General features: G+C 70.0%; 18 protein-coding genes. 5 read left to right on the forward strand and 13 right to left on the reverse strand.

From position 1 onward, the window contains the following. Positions 1 to 11: 11 nt before the first annotated feature. From M4V62_RS33650 to M4V62_RS33670, 5 genes are read right to left on the reverse strand one after another with little or no spacing between them, the layout of a single operon-like run. Positions 12 to 794, reverse strand: a complete 783-nt coding sequence (locus M4V62_RS33650; RefSeq protein WP_249590959.1) for a phosphorylase family protein — start codon at positions 792 to 794, stop codon at positions 12 to 14. Continuing rightward, the gene (locus M4V62_RS33655; RefSeq protein WP_249590960.1) at positions 791 to 1,687 is read right to left on the reverse strand and encodes an ABC transporter permease; all 897 of its coding nucleotides are present in this window, start codon (positions 1,685 to 1,687) and stop codon (positions 791 to 793) included. Before M4V62_RS33655 ends, M4V62_RS33650 begins: the two co-directional genes overlap by 4 nt. Beyond that, positions 1,684 to 2,763 (reverse strand): ABC transporter permease, encoded by a 1,080-nt coding sequence (locus M4V62_RS33660; protein WP_249590961.1) that lies wholly within the window; start codon positions 2,761 to 2,763, stop codon positions 1,684 to 1,686. Before M4V62_RS33660 ends, M4V62_RS33655 begins: the two co-directional genes overlap by 4 nt. A 1-nt stretch (position 2,764) precedes the next feature. Beyond that, positions 2,765 to 4,363 carry an ABC transporter ATP-binding protein gene (locus tag M4V62_RS33665; protein ID WP_249590962.1) on the reverse strand — a complete coding sequence of 533 codons (1,599 nt, stop codon included), beginning with the start codon at positions 4,361 to 4,363 and terminating at the stop codon, positions 2,765 to 2,767. Continuing rightward, a complete protein-coding gene (locus M4V62_RS33670) occupies positions 4,347 to 5,399 on the reverse strand; it encodes a BMP family ABC transporter substrate-binding protein (RefSeq protein ID WP_249590963.1) in 1,053 nt (350 codons plus the stop codon). Before M4V62_RS33670 ends, M4V62_RS33665 begins: the two co-directional genes overlap by 17 nt. Before the next feature lie 375 nt (positions 5,400 to 5,774). Between M4V62_RS33670 and mtnA the strand changes: the two genes are divergently transcribed. After that, positions 5,775 to 6,827, forward strand: coding sequence for an S-methyl-5-thioribose-1-phosphate isomerase (gene mtnA / locus M4V62_RS33675; RefSeq protein ID WP_249590964.1), 1,053 nt, complete (start codon positions 5,775 to 5,777; stop codon positions 6,825 to 6,827). A 129-nt stretch (positions 6,828 to 6,956) separates the two neighbouring features. On the opposite strand, the gene mtnB is transcribed toward mtnA, so the two are convergent. From mtnB to M4V62_RS33715, 8 genes are all read right to left on the reverse strand, one after another. Then, complete coding sequence (gene mtnB / locus M4V62_RS33680; RefSeq protein WP_249590965.1) at positions 6,957 to 7,565, reverse strand: methylthioribulose 1-phosphate dehydratase; 609 nt, start codon at positions 7,563 to 7,565, stop codon at positions 6,957 to 6,959. After that, positions 7,562 to 8,314 carry an acireductone synthase gene (mtnC, locus tag M4V62_RS33685; protein WP_249590966.1) on the reverse strand — a complete coding sequence of 251 codons (753 nt, stop codon included), beginning with the start codon at positions 8,312 to 8,314 and terminating at the stop codon, positions 7,562 to 7,564. The genes mtnB and mtnC overlap by 4 nt, the downstream gene beginning before the upstream one ends. Further along, positions 8,311 to 8,895: a 1,2-dihydroxy-3-keto-5-methylthiopentene dioxygenase gene (locus M4V62_RS33690; protein WP_249590967.1), complete on the reverse strand. Its 585-nt coding sequence runs from the start codon at positions 8,893 to 8,895 to the stop codon at positions 8,311 to 8,313. The genes mtnC and M4V62_RS33690 overlap by 4 nt, the downstream gene beginning before the upstream one ends. A gap of 58 nt (positions 8,896 to 8,953) precedes the next feature. After that, complete coding sequence (locus M4V62_RS33695; RefSeq protein ID WP_249590968.1) at positions 8,954 to 10,018, reverse strand: LLM class flavin-dependent oxidoreductase; 1,065 nt, start codon at positions 10,016 to 10,018, stop codon at positions 8,954 to 8,956. A gap of 180 nt (positions 10,019 to 10,198) precedes the next feature. After that, positions 10,199 to 11,821, reverse strand: a complete 1,623-nt coding sequence (locus M4V62_RS33700) for a glycerol-3-phosphate dehydrogenase/oxidase (protein WP_249590969.1) — start codon at positions 11,819 to 11,821, stop codon at positions 10,199 to 10,201. A 4-nt stretch (positions 11,822 to 11,825) separates the two neighbouring features. Continuing rightward, positions 11,826 to 13,367, reverse strand: a complete 1,542-nt coding sequence (gene glpK, locus M4V62_RS33705) for a glycerol kinase GlpK (protein WP_249590970.1) — start codon at positions 13,365 to 13,367, stop codon at positions 11,826 to 11,828. Positions 13,368 to 13,430: 63 nt separating this feature from the next. Continuing rightward, the gene (locus M4V62_RS33710) at positions 13,431 to 14,222 is read right to left on the reverse strand and encodes an MIP/aquaporin family protein (RefSeq protein ID WP_249590971.1); all 792 of its coding nucleotides are present in this window, start codon (positions 14,220 to 14,222) and stop codon (positions 13,431 to 13,433) included. Positions 14,223 to 14,557: 335 nt separating this feature from the next. Beyond that, positions 14,558 to 15,322 (reverse strand): IclR family transcriptional regulator, encoded by a 765-nt coding sequence (locus tag M4V62_RS33715; RefSeq protein ID WP_249590972.1) that lies wholly within the window; start codon positions 15,320 to 15,322, stop codon positions 14,558 to 14,560. Between the two features lie 297 nt (positions 15,323 to 15,619). Between M4V62_RS33715 and metH the strand changes: the two genes are divergently transcribed. The 4 genes from metH to M4V62_RS33735 all read left to right on the forward strand — a co-directional run bounded on the left by metH (position 15,620) and on the right by M4V62_RS33735 (position 23,523). Next, on the forward strand, positions 15,620 to 19,138 hold the full coding sequence (gene metH, locus M4V62_RS33720) for a methionine synthase (RefSeq protein ID WP_249590973.1): 3,519 nt from the start codon (positions 15,620 to 15,622) through the stop codon (positions 19,136 to 19,138). A gap of 98 nt (positions 19,139 to 19,236) precedes the next feature. Further along, entirely contained in the window at positions 19,237 to 19,938 is a 702-nt protein-coding gene (locus M4V62_RS33725; protein WP_249590974.1) for an HAD family hydrolase, read from the forward strand. A gap of 321 nt (positions 19,939 to 20,259) precedes the next feature. Continuing rightward, positions 20,260 to 21,867 (forward strand): ABC transporter substrate-binding protein, encoded by a 1,608-nt coding sequence (locus M4V62_RS33730; RefSeq protein WP_249590975.1) that lies wholly within the window; start codon positions 20,260 to 20,262, stop codon positions 21,865 to 21,867. A gap of 69 nt (positions 21,868 to 21,936) precedes the next feature. Beyond that, the gene (locus M4V62_RS33735) at positions 21,937 to 23,523 is read left to right on the forward strand and encodes an ABC transporter substrate-binding protein (RefSeq protein WP_249590976.1); all 1,587 of its coding nucleotides are present in this window, start codon (positions 21,937 to 21,939) and stop codon (positions 23,521 to 23,523) included. The last annotated feature ends 49 nt before the right edge of the window (positions 23,524 to 23,572 follow it).

Here is a 23,572-nt window from a genome sequence, read left to right on the forward strand (position 1 = left end):
CGGGTGGCTGCTCAGTGCTCCGTGGCGGCCAGGAGCCGGAGCGCGTCCAAGGCTATCCGGGCGCCCCGGTCGACTCCCTCGGCCACCACGTTGCGGTGCGGGTTGTAGCCGCCTGTCGAAAAAGGGGCGTCCTCGTCGACGAGTTCGTCGGCGTTGGCGCCGTCCACTACCAGCGCGCCGCCCGCGACGAGACCGTGCGTGGACGCGAAGACGTACAGCGCCGAGAGCTCCATCTCGATGGCAGCGATCCCGGCGGCCGCGTACGCCTCGCCGGGCAGCGGCAGGAAGCCGGGCTGGAACGCGGCCCGCGTCCACACCACGCCACGGTGGTACGGGGCCTGCGCCGCGCGCGCCGCCCGCTGGAGCGCGATGACCGCCTCCGGAGTCGCGAACGCCGGGTACTCGGCGGGGATCAGCTGCTGCGTCACGCCGTCGTCGCGCACCGCCGCGTCCGCGATGACCAGGTCGCCGTCGCGGATGCCGGGGCGGATCGCGCCCGCCGTGCCGAGCCGCAGGATGGTGGTGACGCCCGCATCGGCGAGCTCCTGGAAGAGCAGGATCGCGCCGGGGGCGCCGACGCCGTGCGAGGCGACGACGACCGGGGTGCCCTGCCACGTGCCGGTGAAGGTGCGGTACTCGCGGTGGTACGACACCTCCTTCGTGTCGTCCAGGAGATCGGCGACGGCGCTCGCGCGCGCCGGGTCGCCCACGACGACGGCGCGGGTGGGCAGGCCGGTGCGGGGGACGCGGGTGATGGGCAGCGCGTCGGTGAACGTTCGGGCTTCGGTCGTCATGAGGGTGCTCCTACCAGGGGCTGCTTGCGGCGGCGCCTGCGCGCCGTGGACAGGAAGAGTGCGGCGAGCGTCACCACGTACGGCGCCGCGTCGGTCGCCTGCTGTGGCATGCCGAGCCCCTGGAGACGGAAGCCGACGGCCTCCGCGATGCCGAACAGCAGCCCGGCGAGCAGGACGCCGAGCGGCAGGGCGCGGCCCAGCATCACGGCCACCACGGCGATCCAACCACGCCCGGCCGTCATGTTCTCGGAGAACAACGTGACGTTGCCGAGGGCTAGTTGGGCTCCCGCGAGCCCGCACAGGACGCCTGACGTCAGGACGGCGGCGTACTGGTACTTTGCCGGGCTCACCCCCAGCGTCGCCGCCGCGTCGGGCGCCTCGCCCACGCCGCGAAGCCGCAGGCCCCACGGGTGGCGGGCCAGGAACACCGCGGCCACGGCGACGGCGGCCCACGAGAGGTACACGAGCGCGGAGTGCCCGGAGAACACCGCCCCGGCGAACGGGATGTCGATGCCGCCGAGTCCGGCCAACTCCGGGTCGGAGAAGGTGCCCTGCACGCCGAAGACCGTACGCAGCAGGAACCCCGTCAGACCGACCGCGAGGAGGTTGAGCGCGACGCCGAGCACGACGGCGTCACCGCGCAGCGAGATCGTCCCGACGGCCAGGATCATCGAGTACGCCGCCGACGCGAGGGCGGCGAACACGACACCGAGCCAGGCGCTCCCGGTGAACCAGCTGCCCGCGACACCGCTGAAGCAGCCGATCAGCATCATGCCTTCGAGGCCGATGTTGAAGACGCCCGCGCGCTCGCAGATCGCGCCGCCGAGCGCGGCGAGGAGGATCGGGGTGAGGGCGAGGAGCGCCGAGTGGAACAGCGCGGAATCGATGCTCATCGCACGCTCACTTCCTTCACTTCGATCTCGGCGGTGGGCTTCTTCCTCGCCCGCCGCCACGTCAGGTTGAGCCGCGCCGCCAGGAAGACGATGACGACGGCCTGGAGGACCTGCGTCAGCTCGCGCGGCACCTCGGTGGTCCGCTCCATGGCGAGCCCGCCCACTTCGAGCGCCGCGAAGAACAGGGCGGCGAGCGCCGTCCCGAGGGGCGCCGCGGCGGCGAGGAGCGCGGCCGTCAGGCCGGTCCAGGTGTGCCCGGCCGCGGTGAGCGAACCGTCGATGAAGCGATAGGGGAAGCTCAGTACGCCGATGGCGCCGACCAGACCCGCGACGGCCCCGGAGAGCGCCATGAGCCGCAGCGTCAGCCGCGGCCTGTCGACCCCCGCGTACGCGGCGAAGCGCGGATTGAGCCCCGTCATGCGGATCTCGTAGCCGGTGGCGGTACGGGCGTCGGCGAACACGAAGACGGCGACCGCGGCGGCCACCAGGAGCAGCCCGACGGTGACGGTCGACGACCCGAAGGCGGGCAGCTCGACCCCGTCGGGAAGCCGCCGGGTCTGCGGAAGGCTCGACCCGTCCTCCTTGAGCGGAAAGCGCGCGAGGTAGGAGGCGAAGGACATCGCCGGATAGCCGAGCAGCAGGCTGCTGACGAGCAGCGGCACCCCGAACCGGTTCTGGCAGACGGCGGCGAGCGCGGCGTAGGCGGCGCCGGCCGCCATCCCCGCGAGCAGGCAGGCGACGACGGTCAGCGGCGCGGGCAGCGGCGAGTAGAGCCCGGTGGCGGCCGCGGCGATCCCGCCGAGCACCAACTGCCCGTCACCGCCGAGGTTGAGCAGCCCCGCCCGCATGGGGATCGCGAGCGCGAGGGCGAGCCCGATGACGCTGGTCCCGGTGGTGAGCGTGGACCCGATGCCGTCGGGCCCGAGCGCGCCGCTGACGACGGAGCCGTACGCCCCGACGGGGTCGGCCCCCGTCCCGACGAGGAAGAGCGCGCCGACGATCACGGCGGCGACGACGGAGTGCAGCGCGGGGGAGCGAAGGCTCCGGCTGCCCAGGGAGCGGATCGTGGCACCCATGTCAGGGGGCCTCCTTCACGGGGGCGGGTTCGCTCTCGCGGGGAGGCGGGACCGTGGCTTCATCGGTGGTGCCGGTGCCGGTGCCGGTGCCGGTGCCGGTGCCCGAGCCGCCCGCCATGGCGAGACCGAGGGTTCGCTCGTCCGCGTCCGCGCGGGCGTACTCCGCGGCCACCCGCCCCTCGTACATCACCAGGACACGGTCCGACAGGCCGCGGATCTCGCTCAGTTCGGCGGAGACCAGGAGGATCGCGTGGCCCGCGTCGCGGTGGGCGATCAGCTGGTCGTGGATGGTCTGGATGGCGCCGATGTCGACGCCCCGGGTGGGCTGCTCGACGATCAACAGGGGCGATTCATGGGCGAGTTCGCGGCCGATCACCAGCTTCTGGAGGTTGCCGCCGGACAGCGAGCCCGCCGTGTGGCGGGACGAGGCCGCCCTGATGCCGAAGCGTTCGATCAGGACGCGCGCGTGCTCGCGGAGCCAGGACGGGTGCAGGAGGCCGTGCCCCCGGTGGTGGCCCATCGCCAGGTTCTCGGCGATCGTCGCGGCCTGCGCCGTGCCGACCGCCGCGCGGTCCTCGGGGACGTAGGCGAGACCCGCAGCGCGGCGCCCCGCGGCCGACGCGTCCGTGACGTCCTGCCCGCAGAGCGTGACCCGGCCGCGGGAGACCGGACGCAATCCGGCTATCGCCTCGACGAGTTCGCTCTGGCCGTTGCCCGCCACGCCCGCGATCCCCACGATCTCGCCCGCGCGGACGGAGAGCGTGACCTCGCGCACGGCGTCCGTCGACAGGGAGTCGACGAGGAGGACGTCGCCGCCCGGAGTTCCCGTCGGATGCACGCGGTCCAGCTCCACCGCGCGTCCCGTCATCGCGGCGGCGATCCCGTCCGCGCTGGTGTCCGCGGTCCGCATCCGCGCCGCGACGCGGCCGTCCCGCAGGACCGTCACCGCGTCGCTGCCCTCCATCACCTCGCGCAGCTTGTGGGTGACGAGGAGAATCGTGCGCCCGTCGTCCGCGAGGGAGCGCAGCACACCGAACAAGGCGTCGGCCTCCGACGGGGTCAGGACCGCCGTCGGCTCGTCGAGGATCAGCGTGCGGGCGCCGCGGTAGAGGAGCTTGAGGATCTCCACCCGCTGGCGCACGCCCACCGGCAGGTCCCCGACCTTCGCCGCCGGGTCCACCGCGAGCCCGTGTTCCTCGGCGAGCGCACCCACCCGCCGCAGCGCCTTTGCCCGGTCCGTCAGACCGAAACGGCGCGGCTCGGCGGCGTACACGACGTTCTCCGCGACCGTGAAGGACGGGAAGAGCTTGAAGCTCTGGTGCACCATGCCGAGGCCCGCCGCGATCGCCTCGCTCGGGCTCGCGAACGTGCGCTCGCGCCCGTCGAGCAGGATCTGCCCGGCGTCCGGCCGCTGAAGCCCGTAGAGCACGGACATGAGCGTCGACTTGCCCGCGCCGTTCTCGCCCATCAGGGCGTGGATCTCGCCGCGCGCGACGGTCAGGTCCACCCGGTCGTTGGCGAGGGTGCCGGGGAACTCCTTGGTGATGCCGCGGAGTTCGACGGCGGGGGAGTCGGTGCCGGAATCAGGCAGCGGGGTCATTGACCTTCAGCTTCCCCGCGATGATCTCGTCCCGCAGCGACTCGACGCGCTTCAGCACGTCCTTGTGGTCGGCGATCAGGCACTGGGAGTCCGCGACGCCGGGCTCAAGGCCGGTCAGCGACATCCCGCCCTCCTTGAGGCCGTACGACACCGTGGTGCCGCCCTTGCCCTTGAGGATCTGCGCGATGCCCTTCTCGACGGCGACATCGGTCTTCTTCAGTACGTTGTCGACGACGACCCCGGCATTGCCGACGCACTGGTTCGCGTCGACGCCGTACGCCTGGAACCCCTTGGCCTTCGCGGCCTGGAAGACACCGGTGTTGCCGCCGGCCGCGGCCGCCATCACCTGGTCGGCACCGCCCGAACCGATGGTCGCCGCCTGGTCCTTGGCACGTGCCGCGTCACTGAATGGGGACTGCCCGCCGACGAAGAGTGTGCGGTCCTCGACCCCCGCCTTCGCCTTCTTCGCACCGGCCGCGAACGGCTCGCTGTAGCGGCGGAACTGCACGCTGTCGAGGACGACGACGGCGCCCACCTTCTTGCTCTTGGTGAGCAGACCGGCCTCGGCGCCCGCGAGGTACACCGCCTCGTGCTCGCGGAAGACCGCGCACGTGACGTTCTTGAACGTCTTCTTCGTGCACGCGTCGACGAGCAGGAACTGCTGCTTGGGGTGCGCCTTTGCCTGCTGTGCGGCGATGTCGGCGAACTCGAAGCCGACGAGCGCGATGACGTCGGGCGCGGAGTCCACGGCCGACTGCACGTTCTGCTGCTGCGAGGACGTGTCGCTGCTCTGGAAGACCTTCGGGGCCCCGGCGCCCTGCGCCTTGGCCGCCGACTTGACCCCGCTGACGGCCAGCTTGAGGAACTCGTTCTGCGCCACCGGGTCGGGCGTGACGAGCGTGAACGACTTGGCTCCCTCGCCGGCGTCCGCATCGCCCTTCTTCGCCGCCGCGTTGCAGCCGGTGGCGAGAAGGGCGGCGCCGACGGCGAGCGACGACAGCCGAAGGGACGTACGACGGGATATGCGAAGCGGCATGCGCAGGGACATACGGGAGCGCCTTCTCGAAGGAGCCTGGGAGCCCAGGCGGCGGTGGCAGGGGGCGGTTCGGGACGTGCGAAGCGGTGTCGCTCAGCGACAACAGCGACAGCAGCGGCGACAGCGGCACATTCGGCGGCCGTCGGGCACGCTGTCGGTCACGGCGGGGCAGCGCATGGAGCCGGCGGTCCGCTGGGCTTTCATGGCCGTCCTCCTCGCACCGTGGATCGATCCGTCCTGGGTGGCGGTGAGGGTAACACCGGATTTCGGACAGCCGCACGAACGTCTCGAAATATGGTTCGAGCACGTCAGGTACGGTGACGGCACCCCTCCCCGCATGGCCACAAACGCCCCTATTTTCCCGGAGTTGAGCACATGAGCAGCCAGGACCTGCGCGCTGTCACGTGGACGGCGGCGGCGGAGGGCGCCGCGCCCTCCCTCTCCCTCATCGACCAGACCGCGCTCCCGCACGCCCTGGAGCGCCTCGACGTCACGACGGTCGACCAGCTGATCGACGCGATCGTGCGGCTCGTGGTCCGCGGGGCACCGGCGATCGGCGCGGCCGGTGGGTACGGGGTCGCGCTCGCCATGGCGCAGGGCGAGCGCGAGGGCTGGGACCGGGCACGCCTGGACGCGGAGGTCGCGCGGGTGCGTGCGGCGCGGCCCACCGCCGTGAACCTGATGGTGTGCGTGGACCGGGTCGCCCCGCTCATCGGCGCCGGTCTGCCCGCGGTGCTCGCGGAGGCCGACGCGATCGTGCGGGAGGACCTGGAGGCGAACCACGCGATGGGCGCGTTCGGTGCGGACTGGCTCCTGAAGCGCCTGTCCGTGGACCGTCCGCTGCGGATCCTGACCCACTGCAACACGGGCGCGCTCGCCACGGCGGGCTGGGGCACGGCCCTTGGCGTCATACGCGAACTGCACGGCCGTGGACGCCTGGAGGCGGTGTACGCCGACGAGACCCGCCCCCTGCTCCAGGGCGCGCGCCTGACGGCGTGGGAGCTGGCCCAGGAGGGGATACCCCACTTCGTCCAGGCGGACGGCGCGGCCGCGGGCACGATTCTGCGGGGTGAGGTGGACGCGGCGATCGTCGGCGCGGACCGGATCGCGGCGAACGGCGACACGGCCAACAAGGTGGGCACCGTGGGGATCGCGCTCGCGTGCGCGTACGCGGGAATCCCGTTCGTGGTGGCCGCGCCCACGACGACGGTGGATCTGGCCACGGCGACGGGGACCGACATCGAGATTGAACTGCGGAGTGAGGACGAGGTGTTGGAGTGGGGCGGTGTGCGGACCGCTCCGGCGGGGTCGCGGGGGCACAACCCTGCCTTTGATGTGACGCCGGGTTCGTTGGTGACGGGGCTGGTCACGGAGCGGGGTGTGCTGGAGGTGGGGGCGGGGGAGTTGCCGGAGTCCGGGCTGAGCTAGGGGCCCTTTCCCCAACCCCGACGCCGGACGGGCTATTTCAGCCCGGCCGGCGTGTGAAGCCATCTTGTCGGGGTCTGGGGCGGAGCCCCAGTTTCGGGAAGGGGCGGGGTTGGGGAAAGCCCCGCAGGGTCAGCTTCGCGTCAGCTCAAGCTCCAGCAACCACTCCACCACCTCAGTACGGTGCCGCGCCTCGCGAGGATCCGCACCCCACACATAAAGCCCGTGCCCAGCCACCACCACCGCCGGCATCCCGGGCGAGAGCGCAGCCTCCAACCGATCCCCGAGCACAGCCATGTCCTGGCTGTTCTCGATCACCGGCAGCGTCACGGCGACCTCATGCGTCCCGTGCCCCAGCCCCTTCAGCATCTCCAGGTCCCGGAAGGCAATCCCCCCGGGCGACCGGTGCCCCATCGCCACCGACGCCACGGTGTGCACATGCACCACGGCCCCGGCCCCGGTCAGCGCAGCCACCCGCGCGTGCAGCGCCGCCTCCGCCGAGGGGCGCCCCGCGCCGAGCGCCGCACCGGACGCGTCCGTCAACACCACGTCTGCCGCGGTGAGTTCACCCTTGTCCCGCCCACTCGCCGTCACGGCGAGCTGGAGCGGCGTACGCGAGAGGACCACGGACAGGTTCCCGGACGTACCCCGCATCCATCCGAACGAGGCGAAGCGCGCGGCCTCGGCGGCGAGGACGGCGCCCGCCTCCTCCAGGTCGAGAACTGAAGTGGTCTCACTCATCGAACGCTCCTGGTTGACACAAAGCTGATCTCGTCGAAGGCCGCGGCCTCCGGATGTCCGCCGACCCCGGCGGCGAAGTAGGGCTCCCCGGCCCGCCGTACACCGACGGTCAGCCACCCGGCGTCCCGCGCCGCGTCCAGCTCCCCGAGCCGGTCGGAGAGGAACAGCGTGCGGCCGGGGTCCACCCCGACAGCGGCGGAAATGGCCCGGTAGGAGTCCGGCTCCTGCTTGGGGCCCGCGTTCTCGGTGTCGTAGAAACCGCTCACGAGCTCCATCAGGGAACCCTCGGGCGAGTACGTGAACCACGCCCGCTGCGCCGCGACGGACCCGGACGAGTACACGTACAGGCGCACCCCGCCGCCGTCCCCGTCCCCGTCCGCGGACCAGCCCCGCAGCACACCGATCACCTCGGGGTAGAAGTGCGAGACCAGCTCGCCCCGCGCGAAGCCCTCCGCCCAGAGGATGCCCTGGAGCGTCTTCAGGGGCGTCGCCTTGCGATCGGCGTCGACCCATGCGCCCAGGATCTGCTCCACCCGCCCGGCATCGGCCCCCGGCTCACCGGCCAGTTCGCGCACCTGCGCGACCGCCCGCGCCACCTCCGGCTCGTCGCCCCGCGAGGCGAGCAGCGCCCCGAAGCGCTCGCGGGCGTAGGGGTAGAGCACATCCACCACGAACCCCGTGGCGCTCGTGGTGCCCTCGATGTCGAGGACCACGGCGTCCACGGAGCCCGCGTCGAACTGAACGGTCACGCCGTGTACCCCGCGTGGATCGCGTCGAAGTCCGGGAAGCGGTCCGCGATCGGGCTGCCCGTGAACGTGCCGATCCAGCCGTCCTCCTCGTGGAAGAAACGGATCGCCGTGAACGCGGGGGACGTGCCCATGTCGAACCAATGCGTCGTGCCGCGCGGCACCCCGAGCAGATCGCCCTTCTCGCAGTAGACCGCGTGCACTTCACCGGCCACGTGCAGATAGAAGATGCCGGAGCCCGCGACGAAGAACCGCACCTCGTCATCGTCGTCGTGCGTGTGCTCGGCGAGGAACTTCTGCCGGGCGGCCTTCGCCTTCTCTGGCCACTCGGGGTCGTCGCTGGGGTGCAGCGCGACCACGTCGACCGTCTGGAAGCCCTCCTCGGCGTTGAGCCGGTCGATCTCCGTGCGGTACGCGGCGAAGACGGCGTCGCTGTCCGCGTCGGCGGGCACGTCCTCGCGCACCGGCCACTGCTCGTAGCGCACACCGACGGGGGCCAGCGCGGCGGCGATCTCGGCCGGGTCGGCGGTGCGGCGTATGACGGTCTCGGGGCCGGACTCCGGCCAGGTCGTCAGGAGGGTCATCGATCACTCCAGGGCAGGTCAGGGATGTGTTCGGATCGTAGCTCGCGGTCCGGACACGTCACACGGTGTCCCACAGCGTGGACGGCGCCGCCCTGCGCACCACCGGCGCGACCTCCTCGGCGAACCGCTGCAGCGTCTCGATCTGCTCGCCCCGCTCCAGACCGAAGCCGTCCACGGTGACGGACTGCAGGTCGTGCCCGTACACCTCGTGGTAGCCCAGGATCTTGTCGATGATCTGCTGCGGGGAGCCGATGAGCTGCGGCCCGTCGGCGATCGCGTCCTCGATGGTGCGGAAGGGGGTGTTGTAGCCCGCCCTGCCCGCCAGATGCGGCTTGAAGGTCTGGCGCACCTTCGCCTCGTACAGCTCGCGGTAGCGCGAGATGGCCTGCTCGGCGGAGTCCGCGATGAGCAGCCCTCCCGAGCCCGCCGCCACACGGGCGTGCGCCGGATCGTGCCCGTACTCCTCGTACCGCTCGCGGTAGTGCGCGATCAGCTTCGCGTACGCGGCACGCGGCTGGATGGCGTTGGCGGTGAACAGCGGATCCCCGTGCTTGGCCGCCAGATCGGGGGAGTTGAGGGACGTCGCCGAACCGTGCCAGATGCGCGGCACGCCCGCGTACGGGCGCGGCACCGTCGTCACGTCCTTCAGCGCGGGCCTGAACTCGCCCTCCCAGTCGACGTTCTCCTCGCTCCACAGACGGCGGAGCAGCTCGTACTTCTCCTTCTGGAGATCCCACTGCCGCTCCTCGTCGAGCCCGAAGAGAGCGAAGTGCCCGGCCTCCGCGCCCTTGCCGATCACCAACTCGACGCGTCCGCGCGAGATCTGATCGAGCGTCGCGTAGTCCTCGGCCACCCGCACCGGGTCGAGGATCGCCACGACGGTGACGCCGGTGAGCAGCTTGATACGCGTGGTGCGTGCGGCGAGCGCGCCGAGCACGACGGTGGGGCTCGACGACAGGAAGTCGCCCGCGTGCCGCTCGCCCACGGCGTACGCGTCGTAGCCGAGCCGCTCGGCGGCCACGCCGACCTCGATCACATCCGCCAACCGGTCGGCGGATGAGGGGAGTTGGCCGGTCAGTGGGTGCGGGGCATGGCCGATGATCGACAAGACCTGGAACTTCATGGCTCTCACTCTTCCCGCGCCCTGTTGCACCCGTATGTACGCGGTATGGCGGCACACCTGAACGCGGTATGGCGGCACGCCTGTACGCGGTATCGCGGCACGCCGGGCCCGGGGTCCGGACACGCCGAAGGGCGGCTCCCCCTCCCGCGGGGAACCGCCCTTCAACAGCTCTTGGTGTGACTACTTGCCGTCGAGCACGTCCTGGACCTTGCCGCGGACCTCGTCCGTGGCGAGACCGCGGATCGTCAGCGTCGTACGGCGGCGAAGGACGTCGTCCGCCGTCTCGGCCCACTCGTGGTCACGGGCGTAGACGACCTGCGCCCAGATCTCCGGGGCGTCCGGCGACACGCGCTCGGCCAGCTCCGGGTTCTCGTTCGCCAGCCGGGCGATGTCGAAGGAGAGCGAGCCGTAGTGCGTCGCCAGGTGCTTGGCGGTGTCGGCGGCCATGCGCGGTCCCGGCGCGGGGCCGTCGACGAGCAGGCGGTGCGCCACCGCGCGCGGGTTGGCGATGCCGGGCAGCGGAAGCCGCTTCTGGAGCTGCGAGATCGGCTCGTAATCGTCGCCGAGCGGGTGGCCCGGCAGCGACTCCAGCTTCTTCATCACCGTACGGCCGATGTGGCGGAAGGTGGTCCACTTGCCGCCCGCGACCGAGAGCATGCCGCCCGCGCCCTCGGTGACGACCGTCTCGCGCTTGGCCTTGGAGGTGTCGCCGGGGCCGCCGGGCAGGACGCGCAGACCCGCGAAGGAGTACGTGATCAGATCGCGGGACAGCTGCTGGTCGCGGATGGAGAACGCGGCCTCGTCCAGGATCTGTGCGGTGTCCGCCTCGGTGACCTTGACGTCCGCCGGGTCGCCCTCGTACACCTCGTCGGTCGTGCCGAGCAGCAGCATGTCCTCCCAGGGCAGGGCGAACGTGATGCGGTACTTGTCGATCGGCGTGGCCAGCGCGGCCTTCCAGGGGGCGGTGCGCTTGAGGACCAGGTGCGCGCCCTTGGAGAGGCGGATGGAGGGGGCCGCGTCGGGGTTCTCCATCTTGCGCAGGTGATCGACCCACGGTCCGGTCGCGTTGAGCACGAGCCGCGCGTTGACGCCGAACTCGTCCCCGCTCATGCGGTCCTTGAGCTCCGCGCCCGTGACCCGGCCCTTGGTGAAGCGAAGGCCCGTGACCTCGGCGTGGTTGAGGACGGCGGCACCGGCCTCGACGGCCGCGCGGACCGTCATCAGGGCCATGCGCGAGTCGTTCATCTGGTCGTCGCCGTACACGGCCACGGCCTTGAGGTTGTCCGTGCGCAGCTCCGGCACGTCCTGCGCGGCCTTCGACGGCGAGAGCAGGTGGCCGACGCCGTCACCGAACGCGGAAAGCGCGCTGTACGCGAAGACGCCCGCGCCCAGCTTGGCGGCGCCGTGCGGGCCGCCCTTGTAGACGGGCAGGTAGAAGGTGAGCGGGTTCGCCAGGTGGGGGGCCACCTGACGCGACACCGCGCGACGCTCGAAGTGGTTCTCCGCGACCAGCTTCACCGCGCCGGTCTGCAGGTAGCGCAGACCGCCGTGGAGGAGCTTGGAGGAGGCGGAGGAGGTGGCGCCGGCGAAGTCACCGGCGTCCACCAATGCCACCCGCAGTCCCGACTGCGCGGCATGCCAGGCGGTGGAGATGCCCAGGATCCCGCCGCCGATCACCAGGAGGTCGTACGTCGCCTTGGAAAGCTGCTCCCGGGTCTCGGCGCGGCTCGCCACTGGAAAAGAGGCACGTGAACCGGCAGCCGGATGCGTCCCGAGGGCAGGGACGCTCTGCAGGGTGGTCATGTTCTTACTCCTCGTCCTCGATCCAGCCCATGGTCCGCTCGACGGCCTTGAGCCAGCTCTTGTACTCACGGGCGCGGGTGTCCGCGTCCATGCGGGGGGTCCACTCCGCCGCCCGGCGCCAGTTGGCGCGCAGTTCGTCGGTGCCGGACCAGAAGCCGACGGCGAGACCGGCGGCATAGGCGGCGCCGAGGCAGGTCGTCTCGGCCACCATCGGGCGCACCACCGGTGCGTCGAGGAAGTTCGAGAGCGTCTGCATCAGCAGGTTGTTGGAGGTCATGCCGCCGTCGACCTTGAGGGCCGTGAGCTCGACGCCGGAGTCCTTCGTCATGGCGTCGGTGATCTCACGGGTCTGCCAGGCCGTGGCCTCCAGGACGGCGCGCGCGATGTGCGCCTTGGTGACGTACCGGGTGAGACCGGCGATCACACCGCGGGCGTCGGAACGCCAGTACGGGGCGAAGAGGCCGGAGAAGGCCGGTACGAAGTAGGCGCCGCCGTTGTCCTCGACCGACGACGCGAGCGTCTCGATCTCGGCGGCGGAGTTGATCAGGCCCATCTGGTCGCGCATCCACTGCACCAGCGAACCGGTGACGGCGATGGAACCCTCGAGGGCGTAGACCGGCTTCTGGTCGCCGATCTGGTAGCCGACGGTGGTCAGCAGGCCCGAGTAGGAGTTGATGGCCGACTCACCGGTGTTCATCAGCATGAAGGTGCCGGTGCCGTACGTGGACTTGGCCTCGCCCTTGGCGAAACAGGTCTGGCCGAAGAGGGCCGCCTGCTGGTCACCGAGCGCGGAGGCGACGGGGATGCCGGGCAGGACGTCGCCGAGCTTGCCGCCGGTGACCTCGCCGTAGACCTCGGCGGAGGAGCGGATCTCGGGGAGCATCGCCATCGGGACACCGATGGACTCGGCGATCTTCTCGTCCCACTTCATGGTGTGCAGGTTCATCAGCATGGTGCGCGACGCGTTGGTGACGTCGGTGACGTGCTTGCCGCCGTTGACACCGCCCGTCAGGTTCCAGATGACCCACGAGTCCATGGTGCCGAAGAGGATGTCCCCTGCTTCGGCGCGCTCGCGCAGGCCCTCGACGTTGTCGAGCAGCCAGCGGGCCTTCGGCCCGGCGAAGTAGCTGGCGAGCGGCAGGCCCGTCTCACGGCGGAAGCGGTCCTGGCCGACGTTGCGGCCGAGCTCCTTGCACAGGGCGTCGGTGCGGGTGTCCTGCCAGACGATGGCGTTGTGCACCGGCTCGCCGGTGTTCTTGTCCCAGAGCAGCGTGGTCTCACGCTGGTTGGTGATGCCGATCGCCTTGATGTCCTCGTGGGTGATCCCGGCCTTGGAGATGGCGCTCGCGACGACTTCCTGGACGTTGGTCCAGATCTCGGAGGCGTCGTGCTCGACCCAGCCCGGCTTCGGGAAGATCTGCTCGTGCTCCTTCTGGTCGACCGAGACGATCCGGCCGTCCTTGTCGAAGACGATGCAGCGGCTCGAGGTGGTGCCCTGGTCGATCGCCGCGATGAAGGGGCCAGCGGTGTGTGCGTCGGTGGTCACGGTGTGCTCCTGATTTCTTGCTCGGCGGTCTGTCTCAGGCGGTCATCGGCTGCTGTCGCGGTCCTACTTGAACGCGAGGTTGTAGAGACCGCCCGCGATGGCGCCGCCGATCAGCGGGCCGACGATCGGCACCCATGCGTACGTCCAGTCCGAGCCGCCCTTGTTGGGCAGCGGGAGCAGGGAGTGCACGATGCGCGGACCCAGGTCACGGACCGGGTTGATCGCGTAGCCCGTGGGGCCACCGAGGGAGAGACCGATGCCGACGACGACGAGCGCGGTGATCAGGGCGCCGAGGACGCCGATGCCGTTGCCGTTGTCGTTCAGGCCCTGGGTGAGGATCGCGAGGACCAGCACGGTGGTCGCGATGACCTCGGTCAGGACGTTCTGCGCGTAGTTCCGGATCTCGGGGCCGGTCGAGAAGACGCCGAGCACCGGACCGGCCTTGGGCGCGGCCTTCTGGTCGACGAGGCCCTCGTCCGCCGGCTGGGCGGCGAGGATCGACGGGTCGGTGAGGTGCGCCTTGAACTGGCCCATGTAGGCGAGCCAGACCAGGATCGCGCCGATGATCGCGCCGAGCAGCTGCGAGCCGAGGTAGAGCGGAACGTCGCTCCACTTGGTGCCGCCCTCGATGGCGAGTCCGACGGTGACCGCCGGGTTGAGGTGGGCGCCTGACACGCCACCCGCCAGGTAGGCGCCGGTCAGCACGGCGAAGCCCCACCCGAAGGTGATCGCGAGCCAGCCGGCGTCCTTGGCCTTGGAGGCCTTGAGCGTGACGGCGGCGCAGACGCCACCGCCGAGCAGGATGAGTATGGCGGTACCGATGGTCTCGCCGATGAAGATGTCGGAGCTGGACACCCGCGACTCCTTTGTCCTTCGTCCAGGGGAAGGCGAACCCCGGGTCCCTCCGGTGGTCCGCGACCTCAGGTGAGGTCGTTGCCGGCCCTTGGCCTTGTCACACTCTAGCGCGTAATGCCGGTAGGTGTTCGACAATGCCGACCGATGGACGCGAGTCTCGCCCCGGGGTTACTTGCCCGTCAAGAGCTCTGTTATTGAAAACACGATCGTTATTGATCGTTCCGGGTTATCGATCCCCGCCGGGGTGAAACACGTGCATCGATCGTCGCGCAGAAGGGTGCCCCCTGCATGTTGAGCAGGGGGCGAACGGCGGAGGGTAGGCGGTGGGACGGGGGCTAGAAGCGCCCGGCACCCAGGTCCCGCGACACGGCGCGGGCGCAGTCCCGCACGGCCGCGATGAGGTCGGGACGCAGCTCCCCGTCCTTCTGGACGCGTTCCACCGCGCCGGTGATGCCGACCGCGCCGACCGGCATGCGGCGCCGGTCGTGGATGGGGGCGGCCACGGAGGCGATGCCCTCCCACGTCTCCTCGACGTCGGAGGCGTACCCGCGCGCGCGGGTGATGTCGAGGACGCCCTCGAAGTCGTCGGGGTCCACGACGGTGCGTGTGGTGAGGGCGGGCCAGTCGGCCTCCGCGGCCTCGCTGTGCGCCACGGGGTCGTACGCGGCGAGCACCTTGCCCAGGGCCGTGGAGTGCAGCGGCTGCATGGCCCCGACCTCAAGGACCTGGCGGCTGTCGTCGGGCCTGAACACGTGGTGCACGATCAGGACGCCCTGCTGGTGCAGGACGCCGAGGTAGACGCTCTCGCCGCTGGAGCGGGCCAGGTCGTCGGTCCACACCAGGGCGCGGGCCCGCAGCTCGTGCACGTCCAGGTAGCTGTTGCCCAGGCGCAGGAGCTCGGCGCCGAGCTGATAGCGGCCCGACGCGGACTCCTGCTCGACGAAGCCCTCCGCCTGGAGGGTGCGCAGGATGCCGTGGGCCGTGCCCTTGGCCAGGCCAAGGGCGGACGCGATCTCCGAGAGGCCGAGCCGTCGCTCTCCGCCCGCGAGAAGCCGCAGCATCGCGGCCGCCCGCTCGAGCGACTGGATGTTCCGTGCCATCGCAGCCCCTTCCTCCGTCCCCTCTGACTCCACGTTCGACAATGACGAACACTATCGGTCGTTGTCGACCTCCCGCGACAGAGCGGCAGGCTGTGTTTCTCGCCGTTTCTCGCCGTTCCTCGCAGTCTCCCGCCGTGCCCGGGCCGCACACCCCCCCAGAAGCCGGACCGTGGGCGGCCCGGGGCGTCCGCACCATGAACACTCAAGCGCCGTGGACCTTCGTCCCGCTACCCTGACCGAGTGCGCCTTCCACCGAAGCGCAAAGCCGACAGCCGTCGCACCTCAGGGAGCTCTTTCATGGCCTCGTTGCCAACCCCCTCGTCCGGTCTCCACGACGGGACCCGAGTCGAAGCCCTTCGCGAAGCCCTCGCCACCCGCGTCGTGGTGGCCGACGGAGCGATGGGCACGATGCTCCAGGCACAGGACCCCACTCTTGAGGACTTCCAGAACCTCGAGGGCTGTAACGAGATCCTGAACGTGACCCGCCCGGACATCGTGCGCTCGGTCCACGAGGAGTACTTCGCGGTCGGTGTCGACTGTGTCGAGACGAACACGTTCGGCACGAACTTCGCCGCCTTGAGCGAGTACGACATCACCGAGCGGAACCACGAGCTCTCCGAGGCGGGCGCGCGGATCGCCCGCGAGGTCGCCGACGAGTTCACCGCGAAGACCGGTCAGCAGCGCTGGGTCCTTGGCTCGATGGGCCCCGGCACCAAGCTGCCGACCCTGGGCCACGCCCCGTACACGACGCTGCGTGACGCCTACCAGATCAACGCCGAGGGCATGATCGCGGGCGGCGCCGACGCCCTCCTGGTGGAGACGACCCAGGACCTGCTGCAGACCAAGTCCGCGATCCTGGGCGCCCGCCGCGCCCTGGAGGCCACCGGCACGAGCCTCCCGCTGATCTGCTCGGTCACCGTCGAGACCACCGGCACGATGCTGCTCGGCTCCGAGATCGGCGCGGCCCTGACCGCGCTGGAGCCGCTGGGCATCGACATGATCGGCCTGAACTGCGCCACGGGCCCGGCCGAGATGAGCGAGCACCTGCGCTATCTGGCCCGCCACTCGCGCGTCCCGATCTCCTGCATGCCCAACGCGGGCCTGCCGGTCCTGGGCAAGAACGGCGCCCACTACCCGCTGACCGAGGCCGAGCTCGCCGACGCCCAGGAGACCTTCGTACGCGAGTACGGCCTCTCCCTGGTCGGCGGCTGCTGCGGCACGACCCCCGAGCACCTGCGCCAGGTCGTGGAGCGGGTGCGCGGCGTGGAGACGGTGCGCCGTGAGCCGCACCCCGAGCCCGGCGCGGCCTCGCTCTACCAGACCGTGCCCTTCCGCCAGGACACCGCCTACATGGCGATCGGCGAGCGCACGAACGCCAACGGCTCGAAGAAGTTCCGCGAGGCGATGCTGGACGCCCGCTGGGACGACTGTGTGGAGATGGCCCGTGACCAGATCCGCGAGGGCGCCCACATGCTCGACCTGTGCGTCGACTACGTGGGCCGTGACGGCGTCGCGGACATGGCCGAGCTCGCCGGCCGGTTCGCCACCGCCTCCACGCTGCCCATCGTCCTGGACTCGACCGAACTGCCGGTCATCCAGGCCGGGTTGGAGAAGCTGGGCGGCCGCGCGGTCATCAACTCCGTCAACTACGAGGACGGGGACGGCCCCGAGTCCCGCTTCGCGAAGGTCACCGCGCTCGCCAAGGAGCACGGCGCCGCGCTGATCGCGCTGACCATCGACGAGGAGGGCCAGGCCCGCACCGTCGAGCACAAGGTCGCCATCGCCGAGCGCCTCATCGAGGACCTGACCGGCAACTGGGGCATCCACGAGTCGGACATCCTCATCGACACCCTGACCTTCACCATCTGCACCGGTCAGGAGGAGTCCCGCAAGGACGGCATCGCCACCATCGAGGCGATCCGCGAGCTCAAGCGCCGCCACCCGGACGTGCAGACCACCCTGGGCCTGTCGAACATCTCCTTCGGCCTCAACCCGGCCGCCCGTGTCGTGTTGAACTCCGTCTTCCTGGACGAGTGCGTCAAGGCGGGCCTGGACTCGGCCATCGTGCACGCCTCCAAGATCCTGCCCATCGCGCGGCTGGAGGAGGAGCAGGTCAAGGTCGCCCACGACCTGATCTACGACCGCCGCGAAGAGGGCTATGACCCCTTGCAGAAGCTCATGGAGCTCTTCGAGGGCGTCAACATGAAGTCGATGAAGGCGGGCAAGGCCGAGGAGCTCCTTGCCCTGCCGCTGGACGAGCGGCTCCAGCGCCGCATCATCGACGGCGAGAAGAACGGCCTGGAGGACGACCTCACCGAGGCCCTGGAGACCCGCCCGGCGCTCGACATCGTCAACGACACCCTCCTGGAGGGCATGAAGGTCGTGGGCGAGCTGTTCGGCTCGGGCCAGATGCAGCTGCCCTTCGTGCTGCAGTCCGCGGAGGTCATGAAGACCGCGGTCGCGCACCTGGAGCCGCACATGGAGAAGTCGGACTCCGAGGGCAAGGGCACCATCGTCCTGGCCACCGTCCGCGGCGACGTCCACGACATCGGCAAGAACCTCGTCGACATCATCTTGTCCAACAACGGCTACAACGTGGTCAACCTCGGCATCAAGCAGCCCGTAGCGGCGATCCTGGACGCCGCGGCCGAGCACCGCGCCGACGTGATCGGCATGTCGGGTCTCCTGGTGAAGTCGACCGTGATCATGAAGGAGAACCTGGAGGAGCTCAACCAGCGCAAGATGGCGGCCGACTTCCCGGTGATCCTCGGCGGCGCGGCGCTGACCCGTGCGTACGTCGAGCAGGACCTGCACGAGATCTACGAGGGCGAGGTCCGCTACGCCCGCGACGCGTTCGAGGGCCTGCGCCTGATGGACGCCCTCATCGCGGTCAAGCGCGGCGTCCCCGGCGCCACCCTGCCCGAGCTGAAGCAGCGCCGCGTGCCCAAGAAGGACACCCCCGTCCTGGAGGTCACCGAGGACGACGGGCCCGCCCGCTCGGACGTCTCGGTCGACAATCCCGTCCCCACCCCGCCGTTCTGGGGCACCCGCGTGGTCAAGGGCATCCAGCTCAAGGAGTACGCCTCCTGGCTGGACGAGGGCGCCCTGTTCAAGGGCCAGTGGGGCCTCAAGGAGGCCCGCAAGGGTGACGGACCCTCGTACGAGGAGCTCGTCGAGACCGAGGGCCGGCCCCGCCTTCGAGGCTGGCTGGACGAGCTGCACACCAAGAACATGCTGGAGGCGGCCGTTGTGCACGGCTACTTCCCCTGCGTCTCCAAGGGTGACGACCTGATCATCCTGGACGACCAGGGCAACGAGCGCACCCGCTTCTCCTTCCCGCGCCAGCGCCGCGGCCGGCGCCTGTGCCTTGCGGACTTCTTCCGCCCGGAGGAGTCCGGCGAGACCGACGTGGTCGGCCTGCAGGTCGTCACCGTCGGCTCGAAGATCGGCGAGGCCACCGCCGATCTTTTCGCCGCCGACTCCTACCGCGACTACCTCGAACTGCACGGCCTGTCCGTGCAGTTGGCCGAGGCACTCGCGGAGTACTGGCACGCGCGCGTGCGCGCCGAACTCGGCTTCGGCGGCGAGGACCCCGCCGCCGTCGAGGACATGTTCGACCTCAAGTACCGCGGCGCGCGCTTCTCGCTCGGCTACGGCGCCTGCCCGAACCTGGAGGACCGCGCCAAGATCGCCGAGCTCCTGGAGCCGGAGCGGATCGGTGTGGAGCTGTCCGAGGAGTTCCAGCTCCACCCGGAGCAGTCCACGGACGCGATCGTCATCCACCACCCCGAGGCGAAATACTTCAACGCGCGTTAAGCGGTCAAGTCGTACACTTGTCGGTCCAGCGCAGGCCGGTTGCTCACCCGTCACAAGGGAGCAACCGGCCTTCTCGTCCCTCATGGAGGTGTGCCCGGATGACCAGTACGGTTCCCGCGCTCGGTACCCGAACGGCCGAAGGCTCCGCCCTGCAGGCGGTGCTCCTCGACATGGACGGAACACTCGTGGACACCGAGGGGTTCTGGTGGGACGCCGAGGTCGAGGTCTTCGCCGCACTCGGACATACGCTCGACGAGGCCTGGCGTGACGTGGTCGTCGGCGGCCCCATGACGCGCAGCGCCGGATTCCTCATCGCGTCCACCGGGGCCGACATCACGGTCCCCGAACTGACCGTGCTGCTCAACGACGGCTTCGAGAACCGCATCGGCCGCGCCCTGCCGCTGATGCCGGGCGCCGCCAGACTCCTCGCCGAACTCGCCGCGCACGAGGTGCCGATGGCACTGGTCTCCGCGTCGCACCGGCGCATCATCGACCGCGTGCTCGACTCGATCGGGGCCCACCACTTCGCGCTCACCGTCGCGGGCGACGAGGTGACCCGGACCAAGCCGCACCCGGACCCGTACCTCCTCGCGGCGGCCGGGGTTGGCGCGGAACCGGCCAGATGTGCCGTCATCGAGGACACCGCGACGGGCGTCGCCGCGGCCGAGGCCGCGGGCTGCCACGTGGTGGCCGTACCCTCAGTGGCGCCCATCGCCCCGGCGTCCGGCAGGACCGTGGTCCCGTCCCTCGAACACGTCAACCTGCCCTTCCTGCAAGGTCTGATGGCTGGAAAGCGCTGAACAGTTGAAGATGTGACCTTTCCCACTCCGTAGGGGGTCGACAGCTGGTCACGGCTGTGTCGGGCCTCCGATATGGGCGAGTTGTGGAGTGTCGTTGTGTCCCGATTGAGGGGAACCTGACGAAACCTTCCCGTGTCGGGTTATCGGTGCGTCCGCGCCCGGTTTCGCTGCGTGATTGAGGGTCAACTCCGGTCCCTTCCGGCCCAACTGGTGGTGCGGACTAATGTCGTCGCGAGAACATCGCCACGCCCCCACGGACCGACTGACCCCACCCCTCGTTGCCGGTACCGACGGGACCAACAGCTCTGGAGAACGTCGAGCATGAACCGTAAGACTTTGGTGCTGCCGGCCGTCGTAGGTCTGCTCGCCCCCGTGCTCGCGGCGTGCGGCGGGGCGGGCGACGGCGGGGGAGACGACGCGATCGCCGTCGGCACCACGGACCGGTTCGCCACCTCGCCCGAGGTCCCGGCTCCCTTCGACCCGGCGTACGCCTATGACGCGGGCTCCTGGAACATCCTGCGCCAGACGGTCCAGACGCTGATGGCCCTGCCGCGCGGCGACGGCGAGCCCGAGCCCGAGGCCGCCGAGAGGTGCGGGTTCACCGACACCGGCAACGAGCGCTACGAGTGCACGCTGCGCAAGGGCCTGAAGTTCGCCGACGGCAAGCCGCTGACCGCCACCGATGTGAAGTTCTCCATCGAGCGGGTGCGCGACATCAAGGTCAAGGACCCCAGCGGCTCCGACGGTCTGGTGGCCAACGTCGACGCGATCGAGACCCAGGGCGCCCGGGGCATCGTCTTCCACCTCAAGAGCCCCGACGCGACGTTCCCGTACAAGCTGGCCACGCCCACCGCGGGCATCATCAGCTCGGAGCACTACGCGAAGAACAAGCTGCGCGACGGCTTCGACGTGGACGGCTCCGGCCCCTACACCGCCGAGCAAGAGGTCGAGGGCAACCAGCTCGTCAAGACGGTGTTCTCCAAGAACCCCAACTACAAGGGCGCGTTGAAGCCCAAGAGCGACAAGATCGAGCTGCGCAACTACGACTCGACCGACGCCATGGGCAGCGCCCTCAAGAGCGGCGACATCGACATGATGACGCGCACCATGTCGCCCGAGCAGATCAAGCAGCTCGGCGAGGACCCGGGCAAGAACATCGAGTTCGTCGAGACGCCCGGCCTCGAGATCCGCTACCTCGGCTTCAACACGGACGCCACCACCGTCAAGGCCAAGGCCGTCCGCCAGGCCATGGCACAGGTCGTCGACCGCGGCGCCATCGCGACCGGCGTGTACGGCGACGCGGCCGAGCCGCTCTACTCCCTGGTGCCGACCACGGTCACGGGCCACACGAACTCGTTCTTCAACAAGTACGGCGACCCGAGCCCGGCCAAGGCCCGGGGCCTGCTCCAGAAGGCCGACATCACCACCCCGGTCAAGCTCACCCTGCACTACACGACCGACCACTACGGCCCCGGCACCAAGAAGGAGTTCGAGCTGCTCAAGAAGCAGCTCGACGCCAGTGGCCTGTTCGACGTGTCGATCAAGGGCGAGGCCTGGAGCACCTTCCGCTCCGCCGAGCAGAAGGGCGCGTACGACGTCTACGGAATGGGCTGGTTCCCCGACTTCCCCGACGCCGACAACTTCCTCGCGCCGTTCCTCGACGAGGACAACTTCCTCGGCTCGCCGTACGTGAACCGCACCATCAACGAGGAGCTGATCCCGCACTCGCGCCGCGAGGCGGACCGGCTCACCGCGTCCAAGAGCATCCAGAAGATCCAGGACATCGTCGCCGAGGACGTGCCGGTGCTTCCCCTCTGGCAGGGCAGGCAGTACATCGCCGCCCGCGACGACATCACGGGCGTCGAGTGGGCCCTCAACTCCTCCTCGAACCTTCAGCTGTGGGAGCTCGGCCGCGGTGTGAGCGGCTGACCTCCGCGCACACCGGCACAGACCGCCGGGCTTCGCTCCACCGATGGACATCAACGACAAGGCACGTACGTGAAATTGCGTAACCAGTGGCTGGCCCTTCCCCTCACGGGAGGACTGGCCGCCGCCCTGCTGACCGGCTGCGGCACGGAATCGGGCGGAGCGGGGGAGGACGGCGACTCGGTGGTGATGGGGATGTCGGACGACGTCCTGGCCACCGACCCGGCGTCCGGCTACGACCCCGGGTCGTGGCTTCTGTTCAACAACGTCTTCCAGTCCCTGATGAGCTTCCCGAACGGGGGCACGGAGCCGGAGCCCGAGGCCGCCAAGGAGTGCGGCTTCACGGACACGAAGACCAAGGTCTTCGAGTGCACGCTGCGGGACGGCCTGAAGTTCAGCAACGGCAACGCGCTGACCTCGAAGGACGTCAAGTTCTCCTTCGACCGCATGATGAAGATCAATGACGACGCCGGGCCGGCGATCATGTTCCCGATGCTCGACCGCGTCGAGACGCCGAACGCCAAGAAGGTCGTCTTCCAGCTCAAGTACGCCGACGCGACCTTCCCCAGCAAGATCGCGTCCGGCGCCGGCTCCATCGTCGACCACGCGTCGTACGACATGAACAGCCTGCGCGGCGGCGACGAGGCCACGGGCTCGGGACCGTACAAGCTCGACTCCTTCGACAAGGAGCAGGCGGTGTTCTCGGTCAACCCCGACTACAAGGGCACCGCCAAGGTGAAGAACAAGGGCGTCACCCTCAAGTTCTTCCACGACGACCAGAAGGGCCTGAAGAAGGCACTCCTGGACGACGAGATCGACATCGCGTACCGAGGCCTCGCCGCCAACGACATCGCGGACATCGAGCAGGACACCTCCGACAAGAGCCAGAACATCGACGTCGTCGAGGGCACGAGCGCCGAGGTGCAGCACCTGGTCTTCAACATGAAGGACCCCGTCGCGGGCAAGCTGGGCGTCCGCAAGGCCATGGCCTACCTCCTGGACCGTGACGCCCTGGTCAAGGACGTCTACCGGGACACGGCCACGCCGCTGTACTCGATCGTCCCGGCCGGGATCGGCGGTCACAACACCGCCTTCTTCGACACCTACGGCGCCCGCCCGCAGCGCTCCAAGGCCGCGGCGGCCCTGAGCGACGAGGGCATCAGCGGCAAGGTCAAGCTCACGCTCTGGTCCACGCCCTCGCGCTACGGCCCCGCGACCGACCAGGAGCTGAGGGCGATAGCCAAGCAGCTCAACGCGAGCGGTCTCTTCGACGCCGACGTGAAGTCGATCGAATTCAGCCAGTACGAGCGGGACATCAAGTCCGGCAAGTACGGCGTCTACGTCAAGGGCTGGGTGCCGGACTACCCGGACCCCGACAACTTCACGCAGCCGTTCTTCGGCAAGGGCAACGTCCTCCAGAACGGCTACCAGAACAGCGACATCACCGGGAAGATCATCCCGGGCACCGCGGGCGAGACCGACCGCACCCGGACCGACGAGGACTACTCGAAGCTCCAGGACATCGTCGCCGACGAGCTGCCGATCCTGCCGGTCTGGCAGGCCAAGCAGTACGCCGTCATCTCCGACGACGTGTACGGCGTCGAGTCGTGCCTCGACGCGTCGACGGTGTTCCGCTTCTGGGAGCTCAGCAAGGCCTGATCACGGACATGAAGAAGGTGGCCGCCCCTCTGAGGGGCGGCCACCTTTT

This window comes from Streptomyces durmitorensis (genome assembly GCF_023498005.1).
Taxonomy (GTDB): Bacteria; Actinomycetota; Actinomycetes; order Streptomycetales; family Streptomycetaceae; genus Streptomyces; species Streptomyces durmitorensis.